Below are 20,603 nucleotides of genomic sequence, written 5' to 3'. Positions count from 1 at the left end.
ATTCCGAGGAAGCCGCGACGCCGGCAACCCGGGAAGCCTGCGATCGGTCATCAGTTGCTCGTGATGGGAAGGTCAGCACCACTGGACGTACTCCTCCATGCGGGCCCGCGGTGGGACGAACCTGTTGACCGGTGCCGCTTCGTCGGGGTAGCCGACGGCCAGGGTGCAGACGATGATCCGATGGGTCTCGATGTCCAGCTTCCGGCGCAGCACGTCCGCGTAGCCCGCGACGCTGAACTGCGGGCAGCTGCCCAGGCCCCGGGCGACCAGCCCGAGCATGATGTTCTGCAGGAAGAGGCCGGTCTCCAGGAAGGTTCCGGGCACCGTGTCACCGGGGACGTGGCAGACGACAGCGACCGGGGCACCGTAGAAGCGCAGATTGTCACGGAGGTGCTCCCGGGCGGCCGCGGCGTCGTCGGGGGCATGGCCCTTGGCTCGTAGCACTCCGGAGAGAGCCGCGCGGGCGCGCTCCACCGCGGTGTTGTCGAGCGTCGGCGGCCGGTTGGCGTAGTCCGGCTGTGAAGGCTCTCCGCGGTCGAAGGCCTCGCGGAGGCTGCGGGTCAACGCGTCCAGCGTGCTGCCGGTCACCACGGTCACCCGCCACGGCTGGATATTGCGGCTGGAGGGTGCCTGACCTGCGGCGAGGAACACCTCCGCGAGGACGTTCCGAGGCACCGGCCGGTCCAGGAAGGCGCGTTTGCAATGGCGGGACGCGATCAGGGACAGGCCGTCGTACGCCAGGTCGGTGTGTGCCGTCATGGGCCGCCTCACTTCCTCCGGCATCTCAACCCACGCCGGCCGGGCGGATGTCGGGTCCGGGGTCGCCGCCGAGGAACTCGTGCAGACGGGTGCGGACCAGTTCCTCGATGCGATGGGCGCACCGGTGGTAGACCTCGGACGACTGCCCTTCGGGGTTGGGGACGTCGCCGTGCGGGTCCAGACAGAGGGTGCGGTTCTCCGCGTCGGGCGCCAGGGCGACCACGGCGTCGCGATGCGCGCGCGTCATGCAGTAGATGACGGAGCTGTCCCGGCACAGCTGGGGGGTGACCGGCCTCGCCCGGTGGCGGCGGGGGTGTACGGGGCCCGGCACCCGCCGTATCCCGAGGTCGGCGAGCGCGCTCCGGGCGGCGGGAGCCAGCGGCGCTCCGCCGCGGGCGGGGGAGACTCCCGCGCTGGCGAAGCGCACACGCCTCGCGGAACCTCCCACCTGCACCGCGTGGTTCCTGGCGATGACCTCGGCCATGGGCGAACGGGAGGTGTTGCCGCCGCAGACGAACAGCACCCGCCGTGCGCGCATGCCGCGTTCCCGCCGCCAGGAGGCCGTCGCGGGGTAGGACAAGGACACGATGGCGACGCCGATGAAGACGAGCGCGAGAAGCTGTGCGTCCCCCGGGACCGGCAGCCCGGCCAGACCGGCGAGGGCGTACGAGGCGACCAGGCCGGACAGCAGGCTGGCGCACCGGTTGGCCGGGACGCACCAGGTGTACACGCGGCGGTCGAGGTAGATCAGCGTGCCGAAGACGAACAGCACCTCGTAGGCCACGCCGATACCGATGGCCCCCCAGGCGGCGGGGGTGCCGAGGAAGGTGGTGAACCCGGAGCGCAACTCCGGCTGTCCCGCCAGGGCCGCGGCCGCCAGGATCCCGACCAGGAAAACCGGGGCGGCGGCGTGCTCCTCCACGAAATAGCGGCGATCGGTTTCCCTCACTCCGGTCTTGGCCACGCGGCTCATGATCTCGAATCGCCCCACGTACCCGACGAGATAGGTGAGCACGCTCAAAACCGTCGCCAGGGTGAGGTGATAACTGTCCACATCGCCGAGAGCCACCGAGACCGCCAGCAGACTGAAAGCAAGAGCGGCCCACGCGGATCCCGATACGTTTCGCTTGCGTGCCGAGTCGACCAGCGGAGAAATGATCAGCACACCTCCACGCATCAGAAGCAGCACAAGGAGGATGGAGACACCGGCGAAGGTGAAATTCAGCGTGGTGGTGGCGATGACGAGCGAGGTGAAGAACCCCGCCAGGAGCGTTTCTCTTCCCGGCACGCGGACACGCCCCACTCCGGGTATCTCCTGCTGCCGGCAGTAACGCCACCATCCGCTGGACGCCAGGAAGAGCGGCATGACCGCGAGTTGCCCGAGGGCGGCCGCCGGTAGCAGCACCAGGCCGTCGACCGGGCTCCCGGCCAGCGGGGAAACCCCGCTGGACATCGCTTTCACGAGCATGGCGTAGGGAATGTAGGCGAGAAAGTATCCGAGCGCGAGCCAAGCCATGCGCATGGTCCTCCGGAGTGGCCCAGAAGAAGGGTTCGTCAATTCACAGCGGAACGTACGGAAGGAACCGTTTCGACGATCTACAACACTCGGCCGACCCATACCCGGATCAATGCGCCGACTCATTCGAGTGTGCAGGGATCCAGTGCACCGCGCAAGTGCCTCAAGTCCCTCGATTGCAGCGGCAATTCCGGTCCGGATGCCACTGTGGGACACATTATCGTGGTGTCGCACAGGCGCACGATCGACGTAATGGTGCGTGCGCCCCGCGTGCGCCGGTCGAATGCCCCTGATCTCTGCCCGTGCGAGCTTGCGGGTCCGCGACAGATCCCGTAATCCGCGAAAAGCGAAAAACGGTACTCGGGTGGAAATTGTGGTTCCCGACGGTCTGATTGCGTGGTGATATCTCCGCCCGGGACGCAGACCACCGTTCGGCGCAGTGACACGCCGTCGGGAGAGTGACCGCAGGGTTCGCACCACTGCGCGAGAGCCAGATCGTGGGTGTTCCGAGCGAGCGCTTTCAGAAGGCGGTGGCAATGGGCCCACGAGTGCGGCGACGACCGAACGCGGTGGGGCCCCTGCTCATCTACTGCGCACTGTCGACCACGATGGTGAGCTCGCTCGGCGCGCTGCTGATCCCCTCCATCGCCCGGGCGCATCACGTGCCGGTGAGTTCGGCCCAGTGGATGCTGACCGTGACCCTGCTCGTGGGAGCGGTGAGCACCCCCGTGCTCGGCCGGCTGGCCGACGGGCACCACAGTCGGTGGGCGCTGGTGGGGGTGCTCGTCCTGACGCTGTCGGGTTCCCTGCTGGCCGCGATCGCCGATACCTTTTCGCAGTTACTGATCGGGCGGGCGCTCCAGGGCCCGGCCTGTGGAATGCTGCCGATGACGATCGCCCTGGCGCACCGTCACCTCGCCCCGGCGAAGGTGACGGACGGCATCACCGCCCTCACCGTCACCGCCGCCACCGGGGCCGGACTCAGTTTCCCGCTGACCGGCCTGATCGCCGAATACCTCGACCACCGCTGGGGGTTCTGGTGTGCGGCCGGCTTCGCCGCACCGGCCGTCGTGGGCGCCCTGCTGATTCTGCCCAGGGATGAGCGCCCGACCGCCGCCCCGGGCGCCGGCCCCGGCGCACGGTCCGCCTCCGTACGCGCCGACCTGGCGGGCACCGTTCTTCTGGTGGCCGGTCTGGCGAGTCTGCTCCTCTTACTGAGCCAGGGGTCGCGTTGGGGCTGGACCTCCGCCATCGTGCTGAGCGTGCTGGTGGATGCCGCGCTGCTGCTCACCGCCTGGGCCTGGTGGGAGCGGCGCGTCGCCCAGCCGTTGGTCCGGCCCGAGTTGCTCGTCCATCCCGATGTGCTGCTGGCCAATTTCGCCACGTTCGTGCTCGGCGCCGCGACGTTCATCGGTGTCTCCGCTCTCGCCACGCTCGTGCAAGCACCCGTCGGCACGGGTTACGGGCTCGGGCTCTCGGTCTTCGCGGCCGGGTGTGTGATGCTCCCGTTCTCCGCCGGGAGCCGGCTGGCGGGTCGGCTGGCACGTCGACCGGCCGTCCGTATGGGCCCGTATGCGCTGCTGTCGCTCGGCGGGGTTCTCCTCACCGGTACCCATGTCGCTCTGGCCGCTCACCACGACGAGCTGTGGCACCTGCTCCTCGCCATACTGACCTTCGGCTTGGGCAGCAGCATCGTCTGGGCCGTCGTGGCCGCCCTGATCCACACCGCGGTCCCGGGCGGCGACCTCGGCTCCACGACCAGCTTCAATCATGTGCTCCGTGTCGTCGGCAGCGCGATCGGCAGTGCCGCGACCGGGGTGATCCTCGCCGCCCACACCGCCGACGACGGCTACCCGACGGATGACGGTTACGTGGCTGTCTTCACTGTCTGCGCGATCGGTTGCACCACCGTTCTGCTCGGCCTGCTGGTGCGTGCGCTCGCCGAGCGACGCCGGGCGCCAGGTTCGGAGACGGCGGGATGAAACGGCGGGGCGACCCCACCAGTTGCCGGCGCCACGACGCGGAACGTCAACCGAGCCGCACGGTTGGTCAATGCTTTTGAGGGATGTCTGCCTCCGTGACCCTCCACTGCGAGCGCGCCTCCTTGATCATGTCGTCCCGTGCGGTCTACTGGCAGGCGTTCGTCTGCCGGCCGCTGGCCAGTTCACAAGGGTCCGCCCGGAGGAGTACATCCAGTGGCACTCATGAGACAGGGTGGGCGACGGGCACAGCTGGTGGCCGTCCTGACCTCTCCCGACGACCTCGATCACGACCCGCTGAGCGGTGTCGATCCCCTCGCCGACGGGCTGGAGGTCCGTGCCGACCTGGTGGGTGATCCGGAAACGAGGTGGCTGCGGCGGAACTTCACCGGCTCGCTGACGTACTGCCTGCGCAGTCACCGGCACGGCGGTCGTCACCAAGGACGGTCCGGCGAGCGGCAGGCCAGGCTGGTGCACGCCGCCGACCAGTACGACATGGTTGATCTCGAGTGGCCCGACGACCTGACGCCCGACGTGCTGGCCCGCATTCCGCCCCACCGACGACGGATCTCCTGGCACGGCGGGGAGACCGGGCTCGACGGGTTGCTCCGGCTCTTCGACACGATGGCGGCCGTCCCCGCGGCGCTGTACCTGTTGTCGGTAAGTCCCGGCACCGAAGGCAGCACGTCGGCGCCGATGTTCCTCAGTGCCCTGGATCGGCCCGACGTGACGGCTTTCGCCTCCGGCCCGGCCGGGATCTGGACCCGGATCCTGGCTCCGTGGCTCGGTGCACCCGTGGCCTTCGGTCACGTCGGCGCCGAAGGACCGGACGGGATGCCGAGCCTGCGTCAGCTCGTCGTGGACTACGGGCTGCCGGCGCTGCCTCGACTGGACCGTCTCTACGGCATCGCCGGTGTGTCTCCCGGCCGCTCGCTCTCTCCCCGCCTGCACAACACAGCCCTGCGCACGCTGGGCCTGCGGGCGCTCTACCTCCCGTTTCCGAGCCGCTCACTGTCCCACCTCCTGCACACGACGGCCTCCCTGGGGACACACGCGGGGCTTCCGCTGCGCGGCCTCACGGTGACGGCGCCGCACAAGGAGGATGCACTGGCCCTGGCCGACACGGCCTCCCGGGCCGCGCGGGGCGCGGCCGCGGCAAACGTACTGTCGCTGGAGAACGGTCGCCGGCACGCCGACACCACCGACCCGGCAGGCGTGCTCGACTCGCTGACCGCGGCCGGCATCGATCCGGCCGGACGCAGTACAGCCGTCGTGGGATGCGGGGGCGCGGGACGGGCCGTCGCCCTGGCGCTGCGTCAGGCCGGTGCCCGGGTGACCATGGTGAACCGGAGCCGGGACCGGGGCCTGCGGGCCGCCGCCCTGATGGGCCTGCCCTTCGTGCCCCTCCCCGTGTTCTCCGCCCGCGGACACTCACTGCTGGTGCACGCCACCCCGCTGGCCGACCGCCCTCCGTTCCGGCTCACCACCGCCGATCCCGGAGCCGTCGTACTGGAACTCGTCTACCGGGAGGAGCCGACCGCGCTGATGACCGAGGCCCGCGCCCACGGGCTGCCCGCCATCGACGGCCGGTCGGTGCTGTTCATAGAGGTACGAGAGCAATTCAGGCTGCTGACCGGACACCCGATGCCGGCAGACACCGTCCGTGCCCTCCCGCAGGACGCCTCGGAGTACAGCACCGCGCTCTGCCCCGCGAAGGTGATCCCGTCCTAGGTGTCGCGGCGGCACGTCCGAGACCGCCGTACGCGCCTCGCGCCGAGCGGCCTCCCGCACCCCTGGAGTCGTATTGCCCCCCACCCCCATGCCCGTGAAAGGCCGGACCGCCTTCGCCGACCCGTCCCGCAAGGCGATCAGGGCGGGGGCGATCGGCAACCTCATCGAGTACTACGACGCGACGATCTACTCCCTGCTCGCACCGGTCTTCGCCCAGCAGTTCTTCCCCGTGGAGAACAAGGCGTTCGCGCTGCTCTACACCTACGGTCTCGTCGTGGGCGTCGCCTTCGTCGTGCGCCCCGCGGCCGCGATGCTGCTGTCGCCCTACGGGGACCGGCGGGGCCGTCGCAAGCTGCTCTCGCTCAGCCTGTTCCTCATGGGATCGGGGCTGCTGATCATCGGCCTGTCGCCCACCTACCGCAGTATCGGTGTGTTCGCGCCCATCTGTCTCGTCGTCGGGCGGGCCGTGCAGAACGTCTCCAACTCCGGCGAATTCCAGGCGGCCTCCACATTCATCGTCGAGCACGCGCCGGCCGACCGCCGGGCGACGACCGGCGCCGTCCAGTACATGACCGCCGGTCTCGGAATCCTGTCCGCCACGCTGGTGGCGACCACGCTCACCACCGTCTTCCCGAAGGAGGTGGTGGCCGACTGGGGATGGCGTATCCCGTTCCTGATCGGGGCGGCACTCTGTCTCTACGGCTTCCGCCTGCGGCGCACGGTTCCGGAGAGCCCGCTCTTCACCACACTGCAGTCCACCGGCCAGGTCGAGCGAAAGCCGCTGCGGACGGCCGTGAAACGGTACCCGCGAAGCCTTCTCCTGGTGATGGTGATTCAGTTCAGCCAAGTCACGTACTTCACCTGGCAGGTCTTCCTGCCCACCTACGCACACCTGGTCGGGGGGTTCCCGCTGACGACCGGTCTGGCCCTGAACTGCGTCGCTCTCGCGGCCTTCGTACTCGTGCTGCCCCTGGTCGGCATGGTCTCGGACCGGAAGACCGGCCGACGTCCGCTGATCATCGCCGAAGCCCTGGGCTTCGCGGTCCTCGCATACCCGATGCTGCGCCTGTTGCAGCATCCGACCCCGCTCACCTACCTGCTGGTGGCGGTGGCCGGCAATGTGCTGCTCGCTCTCACCTACGGCAACGTCGCCGCGGTGTTCTGCGAGCTGTTCCCCACGGGGGTACGGACCTCCGGCGTCGGCCTGGCCTACAACGTCGCCGTCACGGTCTTCGGCGGCAGCGCGCCCATCATCGCCACCTGGACCATCGGCCACGGCCATCCACTCGCTCTCGCGTACTACGTCTTCGCGCTGGAATCGGCGGCTGCGATCATTTTTCTCGCCCTGCTGCCGGAGACCCGTGGGACGAGACTCGAGACCACGTGAGCCTCGCATGCGGATCGGCGATACAGGGTCGGAGTGGCCCTGAGAGATCGAACGAAAAGTCTGCTATGTCGCCAATCTGCGCATGAGCGGCGCCGGGCCGGATACTCGCGCGGAATGGTACGGACATTGAAGCCGCACAAGCGGCACGGCAAGGACATCGCGGCCGATCGCGAGAACGGGAGCGAGAACGGGAGCGAGAACGGGCAGGCTCCGGCCGCTGACGGGCCGGACGAGCAGGTGGGGCGGCGGGCGCCGGGCAGTCCTACGGAGCTGCCGAGGCGCTCCTGGGTGTCGGTGCTGAAAGGCACCCTGAAGGAGTTCAAGAGGGACGAGCTGACCGACCGGGCCGCCGCTTTGACCTACTACTCGATCCTGGCGCTGTTCCCGGCTCTGTTGGCGCTCGTGTCGCTGCTGGGGGTCATTGGCCGGTCGGCGACGCAGCAGGTGCTGGACAACATCCAGACCCTCGCCCCCGGCGCGGCGCGAGACGTCCTCACCAACGCGGTCCAGCAGATGCAGGGCAACGCCGGGCTCGGTTCGATCATGGCGATCGTGGGTCTGGCGCTCGCGGTGTGGTCGGCCTCCGGCTACGTCGCCGCGTTCATCAGGAGCGCGAACGCGGTGTACGACGTCCCCGAGGGCCGCCCGGTGTGGAAAGTGCTGCCGGTCCGGGTCGGCGTGACGGTCGTGCTGATGGTCATGGCCGTGATCAGCGCGCTGATCGTGGTGTTCACCGGTGGCCTCGCACGGGAGGTGGGCACCGCGCTCGGCGTCGGGGACACGGCACTCACCGTGTGGTCGATCGCGAAGTGGCCCGTGCTGGTGCTCCTGGTCACCATCATGATCGCGGTTCTGTACTGGGCCACACCGAACGCGAAGGTCCGCGGCTTCCGCTGGATCACACCGGGCAGTCTCCTCGCCCTGCTGATCTGGATGATCGCTTCGGCCGGTTTCGCGTTCTACGTGGCGAACTTCGGCTCGTACAACAAGACCTACGGCACACTCGCCGGCGTGATCATTTTCCTGGTGTGGCTGTGGATCACGAACCTGGCGATCCTGCTGGGCCTGGAGTTCGACGCGGAGCTGGCGCGCCAGCGCGCCATCGCGGGTGGCCATCCGCCGGACGAGGAGCCGTACGTCGAACCGCGTGACACCCGGAAGTGGGACGACGAGGACCGTCGCCGCCTCGGACCTTGAGGGGATGGGGAAGGGGGTGGAGCACGTGCGCGTGGCGAGTGCTCTGCGCGAGAGGGACCGTCGTCTGGCCAGACGGCTGATCGCGTGGGGTCCGCCCTGGTTGCGGCGGATCGGGAGGGCGGTGGAGGAGGCGGCCGAGCACACCAAGCTGTGGTGGGCGGCGGCCGGGACGATGGCCGTTGCCGGCGGCCGGCGTGGCCGGAGGGCCGCCGCCGCCGGAGTGGCCGCGATGGCCGCGGCCGAGGTGCTGTCCAACGGGGTCGTCAAGCGGTTGTACCAGCGGCGTCGCCCGCCGAGGGAGTGGGTGCCGCCGGAAGACCTCCCGGACCGCCCGGACAGTTCCTCCTTCCCCTCCGGGCACACCGCCGCGGCCGTCGCCTTCTCCGGGGCGGTCGCGCCGGCATGGCCGGCCGTCGGTGCCGTATGCGGGGCCGCCGGGGTGCTGGTGGGGGCGCAGCGGTTGCACAGCGGGGCGCACTACCCGGCCGACGTGGCCGTCGGGGGCGCGATCGGGCTCGCCGGGGTGGCCCTGGTACGGGCCGCGCCGCGACTCCTTCGGCGAGGAGCGCTCTGACGGCGACCCCACCGCACATCGCTGTGCTCCACCGAACATCGCTGTGCTCCACCGACCGATTCCGGCCGTCGTCCACGAGCCCCTGCGACCCCGTGGGTTTTTGTCGCTTATGGGTACTCGGGAGACTGAGCGGCGGTGAGAGCACCGTCCACTGCGCGGAGGGATGGTTCCCATGACTCAGCATGTGAGCGACGTCATGACGAGTGCCCCGGTGACCGTCGAGCCGCAGACGTCGGTGGCGGTCGTGGCCCGGATGATGCGGGACGAGGACATCGGTGCCGTTCTGGTCACCGAGGGCGAGCGGCTGCGGGGGCTGGTCAGTGACCGCGATCTGGTGGTGCGAGCGGTGGCCGAGGGCGGCGACCCGAACCGTACGACCGTGGCGGAAGCGTGCAGCGACGATCTCGTCACGGTGGGGCCCGACGACGATGTGCGCCGTGCGGTGGAGCTGATGCGTGAGCATTCGGTCCGCCGTGTGCCGGTCGTCGACGAAGGGCAGCACCCGGTGGGCATCGTCTCCATCGGCGACCTGGCCATCGAGCGCGACCCCGAGTCGGCTCTCGGCGACATCAGCGCCGCGAAGCCCAACAAGTAACGCGTCCTCGTCCCCGGGCAAGTAACGCGTCCTCGTCCCCAGGAGCGCGGCCCGAATGGATCGGGCCGCTCCTGGGCCGTCAGTCCTGACATCTGAGCCCCGAAGTCCCGACAGCTGAGCCCCGAAGGGAGCGTGCGCCATGACGACTCCTGATCCCGACCCGCGGCGAACCCCGGGAGTCGAACCGGGCGGCGGTGTGTCACCCGGCGAGACGCCACCCGCCGAAGGGGGCACTTACGGCATCTCGCATCCGGAGCCGCCCGAACTGCGCAAGGGATGGGGGCCGATGCCCCTCACCCTGATCATGGTCGTGGTGGCGTTGATAGCGATCGGGCTCCTCGGCATGGCGGTGGTCCTGATCGTGTGACGCGCGTGTGGCGCCCCCCGCGTACACGCGCACACTCAAGGGCGCCGCCAGCCGTCATCGGGGAGATGGCTGCCGGCCTGCGGGCCCATCCGCAGCATCCCTCCGTCCACCACCCACGAGGCGCCCGTGACATACGAGGCGTCCTCCCCGGCGAGGAAGGCGATCACGGCCGCGACCTCACGGGCATCGCCCGGACGGCCCAGTGGTACACCGGGCCGCCGTTCGGTGGTGACGTCGGTGTCCTCCTGGCCGGTCATCGGGGTGGCGATCTCTCCGGGAGCGACGGAGTTGACGGTGATCCCGTGCTCGGCCAGTTCCAGCGCCATGACCTGGGTGAGCAGCCCGAGGCCGCCCTTCGCCGCGCAGTACGGCGCCGCGCCCACCCGCGGCTGATGCTCATGGACACTGGTCACGTTGACGATCCGGCCGCCGTCGCCCTGGGCGATCATGTGACGGGCGGCGCGCTGAGCACACAGGAAGGGCCCCACCAGATCCACATCCACGACCTCGCGGACGGTGCTGAGATCCAGGTCGAGGAAGGGCGTCATGGTGCCGGTCCCCGCGTTGTTGACCAGCACGTCGATCCTGCCGAGCCGCTCGGCCAGCAGGTCGATGACGTCCGCGGCCTCCGGAAGCCGGGTGAGGTCCAACTGCTCTATCTCGGCGCGGCGCCCGGTCCGGCGTACCTCGTCCGCCGTCCGCCGTGCGCCTTCCTGATCGCGATGCCAGGTGACGCCGATGTCCATACCGGACTCGGCCAGCCGGACCGCGGTCGCGCGGCCGATCCCGGAGTCGGATCCGGTGATCAGGGCCACGGGGGCGGTGTCAGGGCCTGGGGCGGCATCGTGCGGTTCCATGGCGGCTCCACGTTCATGGACGATCGACGGCTCAGCCCCGGTCACCCCTCGGCGACGGGGCCGCCCACCCTCTTCGTGTCTCTGCCCGTCAGAAGGCCGAACCGGGATCCTCGGGCCGCACACGTCCACGCCAGGCGCCCGTCTCTCCTCCACGTCCTTCGATGTAGTCCTTGAAGCGGTGCAGATCGCCCTTGACCCGGCGGTCGATCAAGCCGAGCTTGTCCGCGCCCTTCTCGGCCATCCCGGAGGGCTCGACGTCCATCGTGAGCTCCACCCTGGTGTGCGTGTCGTCCAGCCGCTCGAACCTGACCGATCCCCGCTGCCGGGGTTCGCCCTCGATGACCCGCCAGGTGATCCGGTCGTCCGGCATCTGGTCGACGATCTCGGTGTCGAACTCGCGCCGCACCCCGCCGATCTTGGTGGTCCAGTGGTTGTGCCGGTCGTCGAGCTGCCGCACCTCCTCGACGCCCTCCATGAACTTCGGGAACTCCTCGAACTGCGTCCACTGGTTGTAGGCGGTGTGCACGGGTACCTCGACGTCCACCGCTTCCTTCACCGTGCTCATGGTTTCCTCCTCGCTGTCGTTCCGCGTGACGTCGGGTACCCGGACACAGAGGTCTAAAAGACAACCCCGTGCCGTCAGGGATGTACCGGCCAGGGCTCCGGCTCTCCACCCCTTACGGGCGGGCCCGGACCCTTGCGGGTGGGCCCGGACCCTTGCGGGCGGGCCCGGACCCTTGCGGGCGGGCCCGGAAAAGTACGCCGCGACGATCTCAGTCACGCCGACGTGGGTTCTGCCCGACGGCGGTGAGCCACGGCGGGTCCCCGGCCTGCGGCGCGAGGAAGTCGCCTTGTCGGCCGCGATCAGCACCGACTACTGCACCCGCCTCGAACGGAGGCGGTCGGAGTGCGTCGGCACGCCGGAGGCCATGCGGCGGGCACCGCGCTCCGCCCGGCCAGTCGGCGGCGTCGGCGTGGGCGTCCCACACGACGTGGCCATCGACGGCCAGGAACTGTTCTCGACGCTTCCCCCGCAACACGCCGCCACCGGCAAAAGATCCTCAAGTTCCGCCTGCGCGGCCAGTACGGCTCCGTGTCGGGCCGTGGCGCCGATGGGAGGTGACGTCAGGGAGCCCGGACCCTGGCCGCGTCGGGGCCGTGGTGCGGGTCGGCGCGGTGAGAACGGCGAGGCAGCCGACGACCAGGGCGATGCCGAACCAGCCGAGCGGGGGCAGGCGTTCACCGACGACGAGGACGGCGAGCACGGCCGCGACGGCGGGCTCCAGGAGCGAGAGCGTGGTAGCGGTGCTCGCCGGGACGTGCGCCAGGCCCCAGCCGAACAGGAGGTAGCCGAGGAACATGGGTACGAGGGCCATGTAGGCGCCGACGGCCGCGTTGGACCAGGAGTCGAGGAGCGGGGCGCCGGTGGCCAGCAGCACGGGCAGGAGCAGCAGACCGCCCAGCCCGAAGACGGTGCCCATGGCCGCGCCGGAGGTGACGCCGTGGCTGATCAGGCGGTGGGCCGCCCAGGAGTACAGGGCGTAGGTGAAGCCGGCCACCAGGCCCAGCGCCACGCCGAGCACGATCGTCTGTGCGGAGCGGGACCCGGGGGCGTCGTGCGCCTGGGCCGCTTCGGCCATGCACAGCAGCACCGTTCCGGACAGGCCCAGGGCGGCGCCGGTCGTCCAGCGGCGTGTGAGGCGGCGCTTGTCCACCACACGCTCGATCACGGCCGAGGCGAGCGGGGCCGAGCCGATCGACACCACGGTTCCGGCGGCGACCCCGGCCAGGTGCATGGAGCTGTAGAACGCCAGGGGGTAGGCCCCCACCGACAGCGCGCCGAGCACGACCACACCGCGCTGCGCGCGCAGCCCGGATACTTCCCGGGCGATCCGGCGGGTGGCTATGAGGGCTTGAAGGAGTCCGCCCAGGCCCATGGCGGCGGCCCCGATCGCCAGGGGTCCCACGGCTGGGGCGAAGGTCGCGGCGGTGCCCGTGGTGCCCCACAGCACCGACGCCAGGAGCACGCACAGCGAGCCCATGCCCACCGATCCCGTGCCCATGGCGCCGGCCGCGTGGCCGGCGGCCCGTGTCACAGTCGGTCCAGCAGATTCGCCGCCATGGTGCGCGCATGCTCCAGACGCGTCCCCGCCCCCTCCAGGCCCGCCCGTGCCATCGCTCCTTCCAGCAGGAACGACAGATGCTCCGCCACCGCGCGGGCCTCCTCCGGCCGGTCGGGCAGCAGTTCCTCGAGGTGCCCGGCGAGCAGGGACTCGACTTCCTCCTTGTGCCGGCGCACCATGTCCCGCCCCTCGTGCCCGGCGGGCAGTTCGGCGGCCGCGTTCAGCAGTCCGCAGCCGCGAAAGCCGTGCTCGTAGGCGGAGGCGGCGTGATCGGCGTACGCGTCGAAGACGGCCAGTACGCCGCCGCGACCGTGCTGGACGCCCTGGACCTGCTGGATTTCTTCCAGCCGTCGCCGGTACAGGCCCAGCCACTCCTCGTGTCGCGCATCGAGGTAGGCCATCACCAGGTCGGCCTTGGAGGAGAAGTTGTTGTACAGGCTCATCTTCGCCACGCCCGCCTCGGCGGTGATCGTGTCGATGCCCGTCGCCGACACACCGTCCGCGTAGAAGCGTCGCGCGGCGGCGGCGAGCAGCCGGGCGCGTGCGCTTCCCTGCCTCTTGCTGGGGCGCGCTGCCGGAGTGGGGGTGTCGGTCATCGCATCACCTTCCCATTAATAGGTAGGTCAGTCTACCTAGTGAGCTGACCGCAGGTCAGCCCTTCACGTACACAGCGCCGGTGCACCCACCTGGGCGAGTGCGGAGCGGGTCCCGCAGGTCGGCCTTCCGGGGACGGCGACCGGCCACGACGCGTTCGCCCGCGTGGTCGCACCCGGCGGATCCGGCATCGTGGTCGCCGGCCTGGCCGGGCACCGGGGAGAGCCCCTGCGCGCCCGAGACCGAGCACGCGCCGGGGGACCGTGACCTCGCGGCTGCTCGCGCCGCCGTTCCTCCAGCCCGGCCAGGCCGGTTCCTCCCGGCCCCTTCCGCAGTTCGTCGTCCGCGTGCCCGCTCAGCGCGTCCGGTACGGAAATCAGCCGGCGCTCGCGTCTCGTCGGCCGAGGTCGGGCAGCGGGCGCCGGGCCACGTCACGGGCGTCGTCCGACGACAGGCCCAGCATGCGCAGCAGCAGCTCGGCGAGGTTCGAGGCGGCCTCGTCGCCGTCGAGGTCCGGCCGGGCGAACCGCAGTTCCAGCAGCGCCAGCAAGGAGCCGCCGAGGGCGGTCAGGGCGGCCGTCGGATCGGCGATGGTGAACCGGCCGGAGGCGGCGCCGACCTCCAGATCTCGCAGGGCGCGTGGGGCCAGCCCCAGGCCGGAGTGGATGTGACCGAGTCCGCGGTGACGCAGGATCTGCATCAGCTCGGGCTGCGAGTCGGCCAGGCGTGCGCTGAGCCGGAAGCCCGCCGCGACGAGTTCCGCGGGGTCGTCGATGCCTTCCAGGTGATCGTCGAAGGTCTGGCCGAGCTCTTCGAGGGCGTCGAGCACCGCCGCGTCGAACAGCTCCGCCTTCGATTCGAAGTGGTTGTAGAAGGAGCCGAAGCCGACGTCCGCGCGCTCCGCGATCGCCTGGATGCTGGCGCTGGTGTCGCCGGTCTCGGCGAGGATCCGCCGGGCCGCGCGAACGAGTGCCTGGCGGGTCTCGGCACGGCGTCGTTCGAAGCGGTTGCGAGGCGGGGCTGACGTCGACATACGCGGGAGTCTACCAACGAGCCCCCACCCATCACATTTCTGATGAATTGATCAGTACAGTATTGATGAATTCATCACAGCGGTTCCGAACCGCTATTGACGATCAATAAATCAAAGCTGATGATTTCCTCATCATGGCAATGCTGCTTGGAGGACACCATGTCCGGAACCCACGTCGACCCAGTCGGCGTCACAGACGTCAGGACGGCCCACCAGGACCTCCACAGTGAGCGGGGCGCCCTGCGCGGTGAGCATCCCGGCCGGTCCCGGAACCCCGTGGTCAAGGTCGCCGACCTGGCCTGGCTGGAGTTCGAGAAGCCCGACCTGGACCGCGCCGAGGTCTTCGCCCGCGACTTCGGGTTCGGCATCGCCGCCCGCACCGAGCGGGAGCTGTGGCTGCGGGGCACCTTCGCGGGCTCGCCCTGCATGGTCATCCGGCACGGCCGTACGTCCCGTTTCATCGGCCCGGCGCCGCCGACCGGTTCGCCCAGCTGGAGCCGACCGTGCTGATCACCGCCGACGGCTATCTCTTCAACGGGACCGCCCACGACCGCCGTGAGGCCGCGCTCGAACTGGCCCTGGCGTTGCCCACGTTGAAGGCCACCCTGCTCGTGGACCACGTGGGCCTGCCGTGGCCCGCGCGCAACCACCCGTCACTGGTCGTCCCGTGGGAGGACGCCTCCACCCGCAGGGAAGAACTCGCCTGTACCGCCGTGCCGTTCGACCACCCCCTGTGGGTCGTCTTCTCCTCCGGCACGACCGGCCTGCCCAAGGGCATCGTGCACGGCCACGGCGGCGTCCTGCTGGAGCACCTCAAGACCCTCGGCCTGCACTCCGACCTCGGCCCCGGCGACCGCCTCCTCTGGTACACGACCACCCACTGGATGATGTGGAACCTGGTCGCCTCCACCCTCCTGACCGGCGCCACCACCTGCACATACGACGGCAGCCCGGCCCCGATGACCCGCCCGGACGTCCTGTGGGAGCTGGCCGCGCGCCATCGCGTCACGGTGTTCGGCACCAGCCCGCAGTACCTGCTGGGCATGGCCAAGTTCGGCATCGACCCGTCCGTCCACGACCTGTCGTCCGTCCGCGTGGTCGGCTGCACCGGGTCCGCGCTGCCGGCCTCCGCCTACCCCTGGGTCCGCGACCACGTCGGCGACCGCGTCCTGCTCGCCTCCATCAGCGGCGGCACCGACATCGTCTCCGGCTTCGCCGGCAGCGCACCCACGACTCCCGTCTGGGCGGGCGAGCTGTCGGCTCCCCACCGGGGCGTGGCGCTGGCCGCGTACGACGCCGAGGGCTCCCCCGTGGTGGATCAGGTCGGCGAACTCGTCGTCACCCGGCCCCTGCCGTCCATGCCGTTGCGCTTCTGGAACGACCCCGACGGCACTCGCTACCGCGACGCCTACTTCGCCGCCTTCCCCGGTGTCTGGCGGCACGGCGACTGGATCACCGTCACCGGGTACGGCTCGGTGATCGTCCACGGCCGCTCCGACTCCACGCTCAACCGCAACGGCGTACGCCTCGGCAGCGCCGACATCCACGACGTCGTGGAACGCATGCCGGAGATCAGGGAGGCCCTGGTGATCGGCGCGGAGGAACCGGACGGCGGCTACTGGATGCCCCTGTTCGTGGTCCCGTCGGACGGAGTCGAACTCGACGACCCGCTGCGCGACCGCATCCGCGAGGCCATCCGCACCGGCGCCTCACCGCGCCACGTCCCCGACGAGATCCTGGCCGTGCCGGCCATCCCGCACACCCGCACCGGCAAGAAGCTCGAAGTCCCCGTCAAACGCCTCCTGCAAGGCGCCCCCGCCGAGCAGGTCGTCAACGCCGCCGCCGTGGACGCCCCCGACCTCATCGACTACTACGCCCGCCTCGGCGCCGAACGCCGCGGCCGGAGGAGCAGCGAGGCATGAGAGCGGCACAGATCACCGCCGTAGTACTGGCGCTGGTCTTCCTCCCCCTGGGTGTGGCCGAGCTCGCCGCCGTACCGGCCATGCGCCAGGCGGCAGCCCACCTCGACATGTCCACGGGCCTGTACCGCGTCGTCGGCGCGCTGGAGGTCGCCGGGGCCGCCGGGCTGCTGCTGGGCCTGGCCTCGTTCCCCCTCGCCGCGGCCGCCGCGACAGAATTGGCCGTGCTGATGACCGGGGCCGCCGTGGTTCACCTGCGCCACGGCGACCCTCCGGTACGGGCCCTGACCGCGGCCGTCCTCGCCCTGGCGGCGGTGGCGTACGCCGGACTGTCGGCAGCCGCCTGACCCCTGGGCGACGGCGCCGAGAAGGCCGCCCGCCGGACCGGATGGGGTGGGGTGGGGTGGGCTTCGGCTGTTTCCGCAGCTCACACAGGTAGCGCCGGGCCGGACAGACGTTCCACTTCCCGCGCGGCCTCCCGCGCCGCCTGTTCCGCCCGGGCCACGGCGTCGGCGGCCGATCGGCGCCGTTCCTCGGCCTCCTTCTGCTCCTGCTCGGCTCGCCGGAGTTCCTCGCGGGCCTGCCGCAGCCGCTGCTCGGCGGCCCTGGCCGTCTCGCGGGCCCGACCAAGCTGCTCCTCCTGCTTCTGACGGCGCTTCTCGGCGATCTCGTCCTTGGCCCGGGTCCGTGAGGAGGACGGCGCGGCCGCCGTCCGGGCCGGCTTCCGGGGTGGGCCGGCCGCGGCGTGGGAGGGGAAGTCCGTCGGCGGGACGAGGGCGCTCTCCAGACGGCCGGTGGCCCACAGGTCGGCCGCGTCCTGGTCGGCGAGCACGGCGCGCAGGGTGGACTCGACATCGCGTCGCACCGTGTCCGACAGCGGGTGCCCGGCTTCACGAGCGAGCTCGCCGGCCTGCCGGGACATCGCGGAGACGACACTCCGGCGCTGCTCGGACAGCTCCTTGATCCCGTCGGCGTCCAGGCTCTGATAGGCCTCGCGCAGCGCGTGCCCCAGCTCCAGGAAGCGGCGGCTCTCCTCCGGCCGGGAGCGCAGCAGCAGGTTCGTTGCCCAGGCCGCGAGCGAGGGGCGGTGAGCGGCACGGATCCGTCGGGCGTCCTCCACCCGTCCGGCCGCCTTGGCCCGGTCCGCCAGCTCCCGGCGACGGGAGACGAAGACAGGCGGCGGCGTGGTGAAGAGCTCGTCCAGAGCCCGCTCCACGTCGTGGCCTTCGCCGCCCCGCGCATCCTTACGCCGCATGATCATCAGGTTCCACCGGGACGGGCCACCGCGCACGTCGGGCCGCGGCCGGACGGGGCTGGTCGCGGTCCGGGACTCCACCGCCGCCCACGCCACCGACCGGCTGCGGCGGTGACTCCCCAAGGACGACCGACGGGTGCCTCGGCACGGCTTCCCGGCCCTACGGCTCCAGGCCAAAGCCCCTTTGCCACACCGAAGTTGGACGACATGTAGCCACCAGGCGCTCCGCTATGCTCAGCCCCGTTCGAACGAACGACGACCGAACGAGTGGCGACCGGCGGGCACCCAGTCCCCCGGGAAGGAAACGTGAGAGAGCACGTGATGTCCGAAGACGGCGATGACCAGACGGCGACACGTTCGCAGCGCGGCTCGCAGCGGCTGATCGCCGGTCGGTATCTGCTCCACGACGTTCTCGGCCGAGGCGGCATGGGCACGGTCTGGCGCGCCCACGACCAACTGCTGGACCGCCCGGTCGCCGCCAAGGAACTGCATGTCCTCACCCACGGCGACGAGGAGCACCGCATACGGATGCGCCGGGCGATCCGTGAGGCACGCGCGGTCGCCCGGGTGCCGCACGCGCACGTGGTCGGCGTGCATGACCTGGTCGAGTCGGAGGACCGGCTGTGGATCGTCATGGAACTCGTCGAGGGGCCCTCGCTGGCCCACCGTGTCGCCGAGACCGGACCGCTCACCCCGCAGCACACGGCCGCCCTCGGGCTGCAGATGCTCGACGCGCTGGAGGCCGTGCACGCGGCCGGCACCCTGCACCGCGACGTCAAGCCCGCCAACGTCCTGCTGCGCCGTGACGGCAACGCCGTCCTCACCGACTTCGGCATCGCGGCCCTGGACGACGGCGAGTTCCTGACCAGTACCGGCCAGCTGGTCGGCTCCCTCGAGTACATGGCGCCCGAGCGGGTGACGGGCTCGGAGACCGGCCCGGCCTCCGACCTGTGGTCACTGGGCGCCACCCTCGCCACGATCTGCGGCGGCCAGCCCCCCTTCCGCAGGCCGGGAGCGCCCGCGACGCTGCACGCGGTGGCGTACGAGGAGCCCGTCCTGTCGGAGCGGCTCGGCCCGCTGCGGCCGGTCGTCGAGGCGCTGCTGCGCAAGTCCCCGGACGAGCGTCCGTCGGCGGCCGGTGCGCGTTCCGCGCTGCGGCGCGTCGCGGCGGGTGAGCCGGACGCCGGGCCGCTGCCCTCGGCGACCGTGCGCGCGACGCGGCCCACGCCCGCAACGGCCGACGCGGCCACCGTGACCAGCGGTCACGAGCGGCTCGTGCCGGCCGGGGAGACCGTACCGACGGCGGGGCACAGCACGTCCCCCGCACCTCACCAGCCGTCCCGCTCGGCGGGGCCGAAGGGGCTGTGGTGGGCGTTGGCCGGTACCGCGGTACTGGCGGCGGGTACGGGAGGGGGCCTGTTCCTCACCGGGGTGCTGCCGTTCAAGGAGGAGCCGACCACGACGACCGTCAGTCAGGTCGTCCAGTCGGCGACCGGCTGGCAGCCGGTGACCGGGCTGTCCGTCCAGCGGGGAGACCGGGTCACCGTGCGCTTCGTCTCGGGAGAATGGACGGCCGACCACCGGAACATGCCCATGACCGGGCCGGCCGGCTACGACGCGGCCACCGACACGCTGTTGGACGGCGCCAAGGACTGCAAGGTCAAGCCCGCGGCACCGTTCGGCACCCTGCTGGCGGTCCTCGCGGGCGACAAGAAGTTCCCCGTCCACTCCGTCGGACGGAAGTTGACCTTCAAGGCGGCCGGCGACGGCACTCTGCAGCTCGGCATGAACGACGCCGCAGGGGCCTGTTCCGAGGACAACAGGGGCACGCTGACCGTGAAGGTGGTCGTCCGGCACCAAAGCTGACTGGTGGTTCAGGTGTGCGTCGGCAGGTGACCTGGCGAAGTCCGGATTGACGAGGCGTCAGATCCAGCCGTCGAGGGACTTCATGAACCCGTCGAAGTCGTCGCGGTGGATGGTGTGTCCCGCCCCGGAGACCGTACGGACCTCGAAGCCGCTCGCCCGCAGCCGCTCCGCGTCCTCGGCCCCGACCAGGAAGCTGGGGTCGGCGAGCTGGACGAGGGAGGGCACGGCCGGCCGGCCGGGGACGAACCCCGTGAGCGGGCGGCCGCCGAGGAAGTGTGCGGAACCGGCGTCCCAGGCGGCCAGCGTGGCCACCTCGATGTCGACGTCCTCGGCGTCCCAGCGCGGGTTGAACGCGATCATCTGCGCGCGGGTGGTGCGCTTGAAGGAGGCGAAGACCTCGGGGGCGATGTGCCGGTCGGGGTCGGCCGACGACCAGGCCGGGTCCGAGTAGACCGCGCGCCGGGGCCGCAGCCGCTCCACGGCCAGGGAGAGGCTGAGCCCGCCCAGGGAGTGACCGATGGCCAGGTCGGCCTGCTGGGGCAGGGTGTCGACGAGGTCGTCGGCGAAGAGCCGCGGACTGTACTCGCCGCGCGGCGAGAGCCCGTGCCCCCGCAGGTCCACGGCGATCACCCGGTAACCGCGCTCCGCGAGCGCCGGGGCGACGCGTCGCCAGGTACGGGAGTCGGACATGATGCCGTGGACGAGCAGGGCCGTCCGGTCACCTGCGCCCCATTCACGGGTGTTGAGCTGCACATCACGCCTTTCGTCCGGTGGCTGGTACGAAACGTACGGCGCGCCCCCCCGGTCCCGGGTGACGCGCCTTCGTATGTACCGCAGTTACCACAGCTCCC

The 20,603-nt window shown here is 70.9% G+C and carries 18 protein-coding genes and 3 pseudogenes; 12 read left to right on the top strand and 9 right to left on the bottom strand.

Annotated elements, in window-relative coordinates:
* Nucleotides 1–72 precede the first annotated feature (72 nt).
* Entirely contained in the window at nucleotides 73–759 is a 687-nt protein-coding gene (locus JIX55_RS39290) for a nitroreductase (RefSeq protein ID WP_257567984.1), read from the bottom strand.
* A gap of 25 nt (nucleotides 760–784) precedes the next feature.
* The gene (locus tag JIX55_RS39285) at nucleotides 785–2,275 is read right to left on the bottom strand and encodes an arsenate reductase/protein-tyrosine-phosphatase family protein (RefSeq protein ID WP_257567983.1); all 1,491 of its coding nucleotides are present in this window, start codon (nucleotides 2,273–2,275) and stop codon (nucleotides 785–787) included.
* Between the two features lie 536 nt (nucleotides 2,276–2,811).
* On the opposite strand from JIX55_RS39285, the gene JIX55_RS39280 reads away from it, so the two are divergent.
* From JIX55_RS39280 to JIX55_RS39250, 7 genes are all read left to right on the top strand, one after another.
* Nucleotides 2,812–4,257, top strand: a complete 1,446-nt coding sequence (locus JIX55_RS39280) for an MFS transporter (protein WP_257567982.1) — start codon at nucleotides 2,812–2,814, stop codon at nucleotides 4,255–4,257.
* A gap of 222 nt (nucleotides 4,258–4,479) precedes the next feature.
* Nucleotides 4,480–5,985 (top strand): type I 3-dehydroquinate dehydratase, encoded by a 1,506-nt coding sequence (locus tag JIX55_RS39275; RefSeq protein ID WP_257569625.1) that lies wholly within the window; start codon nucleotides 4,480–4,482, stop codon nucleotides 5,983–5,985.
* A gap of 94 nt (nucleotides 5,986–6,079) precedes the next feature.
* Nucleotides 6,080–7,372 (top strand): MFS transporter, encoded by a 1,293-nt coding sequence (locus tag JIX55_RS39270; protein ID WP_257567981.1) that lies wholly within the window; start codon nucleotides 6,080–6,082, stop codon nucleotides 7,370–7,372.
* 114 nt (nucleotides 7,373–7,486) lie between these two features.
* Nucleotides 7,487–8,569 (top strand): YihY/virulence factor BrkB family protein, encoded by a 1,083-nt coding sequence (locus JIX55_RS39265; RefSeq protein ID WP_257567980.1) that lies wholly within the window; start codon nucleotides 7,487–7,489, stop codon nucleotides 8,567–8,569.
* Between the two features lie 31 nt (nucleotides 8,570–8,600).
* The gene (locus JIX55_RS39260) at nucleotides 8,601–9,143 is read left to right on the top strand and encodes a phosphatase PAP2 family protein (protein WP_306820076.1); all 543 of its coding nucleotides are present in this window, start codon (nucleotides 8,601–8,603) and stop codon (nucleotides 9,141–9,143) included.
* A gap of 172 nt (nucleotides 9,144–9,315) precedes the next feature.
* Nucleotides 9,316–9,738, top strand: a complete 423-nt coding sequence (locus JIX55_RS39255; protein WP_257567979.1) for a CBS domain-containing protein — start codon at nucleotides 9,316–9,318, stop codon at nucleotides 9,736–9,738.
* A gap of 139 nt (nucleotides 9,739–9,877) precedes the next feature.
* Nucleotides 9,878–10,105 carry a DUF6480 family protein gene (locus JIX55_RS39250; protein WP_257567978.1) on the top strand — a complete coding sequence of 76 codons (228 nt, stop codon included), beginning with the start codon at nucleotides 9,878–9,880 and terminating at the stop codon, nucleotides 10,103–10,105.
* 35 nt (nucleotides 10,106–10,140) lie between these two features.
* On the opposite strand, the gene JIX55_RS39245 is transcribed toward JIX55_RS39250, so the two are convergent.
* Together JIX55_RS39245 and JIX55_RS39240 are read right to left on the bottom strand one after the other, a co-directional pair.
* Nucleotides 10,141–10,962 carry an SDR family oxidoreductase gene (locus JIX55_RS39245; RefSeq protein ID WP_257567977.1) on the bottom strand — a complete coding sequence of 274 codons (822 nt, stop codon included), beginning with the start codon at nucleotides 10,960–10,962 and terminating at the stop codon, nucleotides 10,141–10,143.
* Nucleotides 10,963–11,050: 88 nt separating this feature from the next.
* A complete protein-coding gene (locus tag JIX55_RS39240; RefSeq protein ID WP_257567976.1) occupies nucleotides 11,051–11,527 on the bottom strand; it encodes an SRPBCC family protein in 477 nt (158 codons plus the stop codon).
* 340 nt (nucleotides 11,528–11,867) lie between these two features.
* On the opposite strand from JIX55_RS39240, the pseudogene JIX55_RS39230 reads away from it, so the two are divergent.
* A pseudogene (locus JIX55_RS39230) lies at nucleotides 11,868–11,981 on the top strand (IMP dehydrogenase); the annotation flags it as partial.
* 42 nt (nucleotides 11,982–12,023) lie between these two features.
* On the opposite strand, the gene JIX55_RS39225 reads toward JIX55_RS39230, so the two are convergent.
* The 3 genes from JIX55_RS39225 to JIX55_RS39215 form a co-directional block, all read right to left on the bottom strand.
* Nucleotides 12,024–13,025, bottom strand: a complete 1,002-nt coding sequence (locus JIX55_RS39225; protein WP_257569623.1) for a DMT family transporter — start codon at nucleotides 13,023–13,025, stop codon at nucleotides 12,024–12,026.
* A gap of 29 nt (nucleotides 13,026–13,054) precedes the next feature.
* Nucleotides 13,055–13,681: a TetR/AcrR family transcriptional regulator gene (locus JIX55_RS39220; RefSeq protein ID WP_257567975.1), complete on the bottom strand. Its 627-nt coding sequence runs from the start codon at nucleotides 13,679–13,681 to the stop codon at nucleotides 13,055–13,057.
* 374 nt (nucleotides 13,682–14,055) lie between these two features.
* The gene (locus tag JIX55_RS39215; RefSeq protein WP_257567974.1) at nucleotides 14,056–14,712 is read right to left on the bottom strand and encodes a TetR/AcrR family transcriptional regulator; all 657 of its coding nucleotides are present in this window, start codon (nucleotides 14,710–14,712) and stop codon (nucleotides 14,056–14,058) included.
* A gap of 159 nt (nucleotides 14,713–14,871) precedes the next feature.
* Here JIX55_RS39215 and JIX55_RS39210 point away from each other — a divergent pair.
* The 3 genes and pseudogenes from JIX55_RS39210 to JIX55_RS39200 all read left to right on the top strand — a co-directional run.
* Nucleotides 14,872–15,183: pseudogene (locus tag JIX55_RS39210) on the top strand (VOC family protein); the annotation flags it as partial.
* A pseudogene (locus tag JIX55_RS39205) lies at nucleotides 15,183–16,634 on the top strand (acetoacetate--CoA ligase); the annotation flags it as partial. The pseudogenes JIX55_RS39210 and JIX55_RS39205, both read left to right, overlap by 1 nt.
* The gene (locus JIX55_RS39200; protein ID WP_257567973.1) at nucleotides 16,631–16,978 is read left to right on the top strand and encodes a DoxX family protein; all 348 of its coding nucleotides are present in this window, start codon (nucleotides 16,631–16,633) and stop codon (nucleotides 16,976–16,978) included. The pseudogene JIX55_RS39205 and the gene JIX55_RS39200, both read left to right, overlap by 4 nt.
* A gap of 80 nt (nucleotides 16,979–17,058) precedes the next feature.
* Here JIX55_RS39200 and JIX55_RS39195 read toward each other — a convergent pair whose 3' ends face one another.
* Entirely contained in the window at nucleotides 17,059–17,886 is an 828-nt protein-coding gene (locus tag JIX55_RS39195; protein WP_257567972.1) for a hypothetical protein, read from the bottom strand.
* Between the two features lie 306 nt (nucleotides 17,887–18,192).
* On the opposite strand from JIX55_RS39195, the gene JIX55_RS39190 reads away from it, so the two are divergent.
* Nucleotides 18,193–19,752: a serine/threonine-protein kinase gene (locus tag JIX55_RS39190; protein WP_257567971.1), complete on the top strand. Its 1,560-nt coding sequence runs from the start codon at nucleotides 18,193–18,195 to the stop codon at nucleotides 19,750–19,752.
* A gap of 57 nt (nucleotides 19,753–19,809) precedes the next feature.
* Here JIX55_RS39190 and JIX55_RS39185 read toward each other — a convergent pair whose 3' ends face one another.
* Complete coding sequence (locus JIX55_RS39185) at nucleotides 19,810–20,505, bottom strand: alpha/beta fold hydrolase (protein ID WP_257567970.1); 696 nt, start codon at nucleotides 20,503–20,505, stop codon at nucleotides 19,810–19,812.
* Between the last annotated feature and the right edge of the window lie 98 nt (nucleotides 20,506–20,603).

Origin of the sequence: Streptomyces sp. DSM 40750, assembly GCF_024612035.1 — a bacterium.
In the GTDB taxonomy this organism is placed as follows: Bacteria; Actinomycetota; Actinomycetes; order Streptomycetales; family Streptomycetaceae; genus Streptomyces.
The sequence above is the reverse complement of the archived record's forward strand: the minus strand, read 5'-3'. Positions and strand labels throughout refer to the sequence as shown.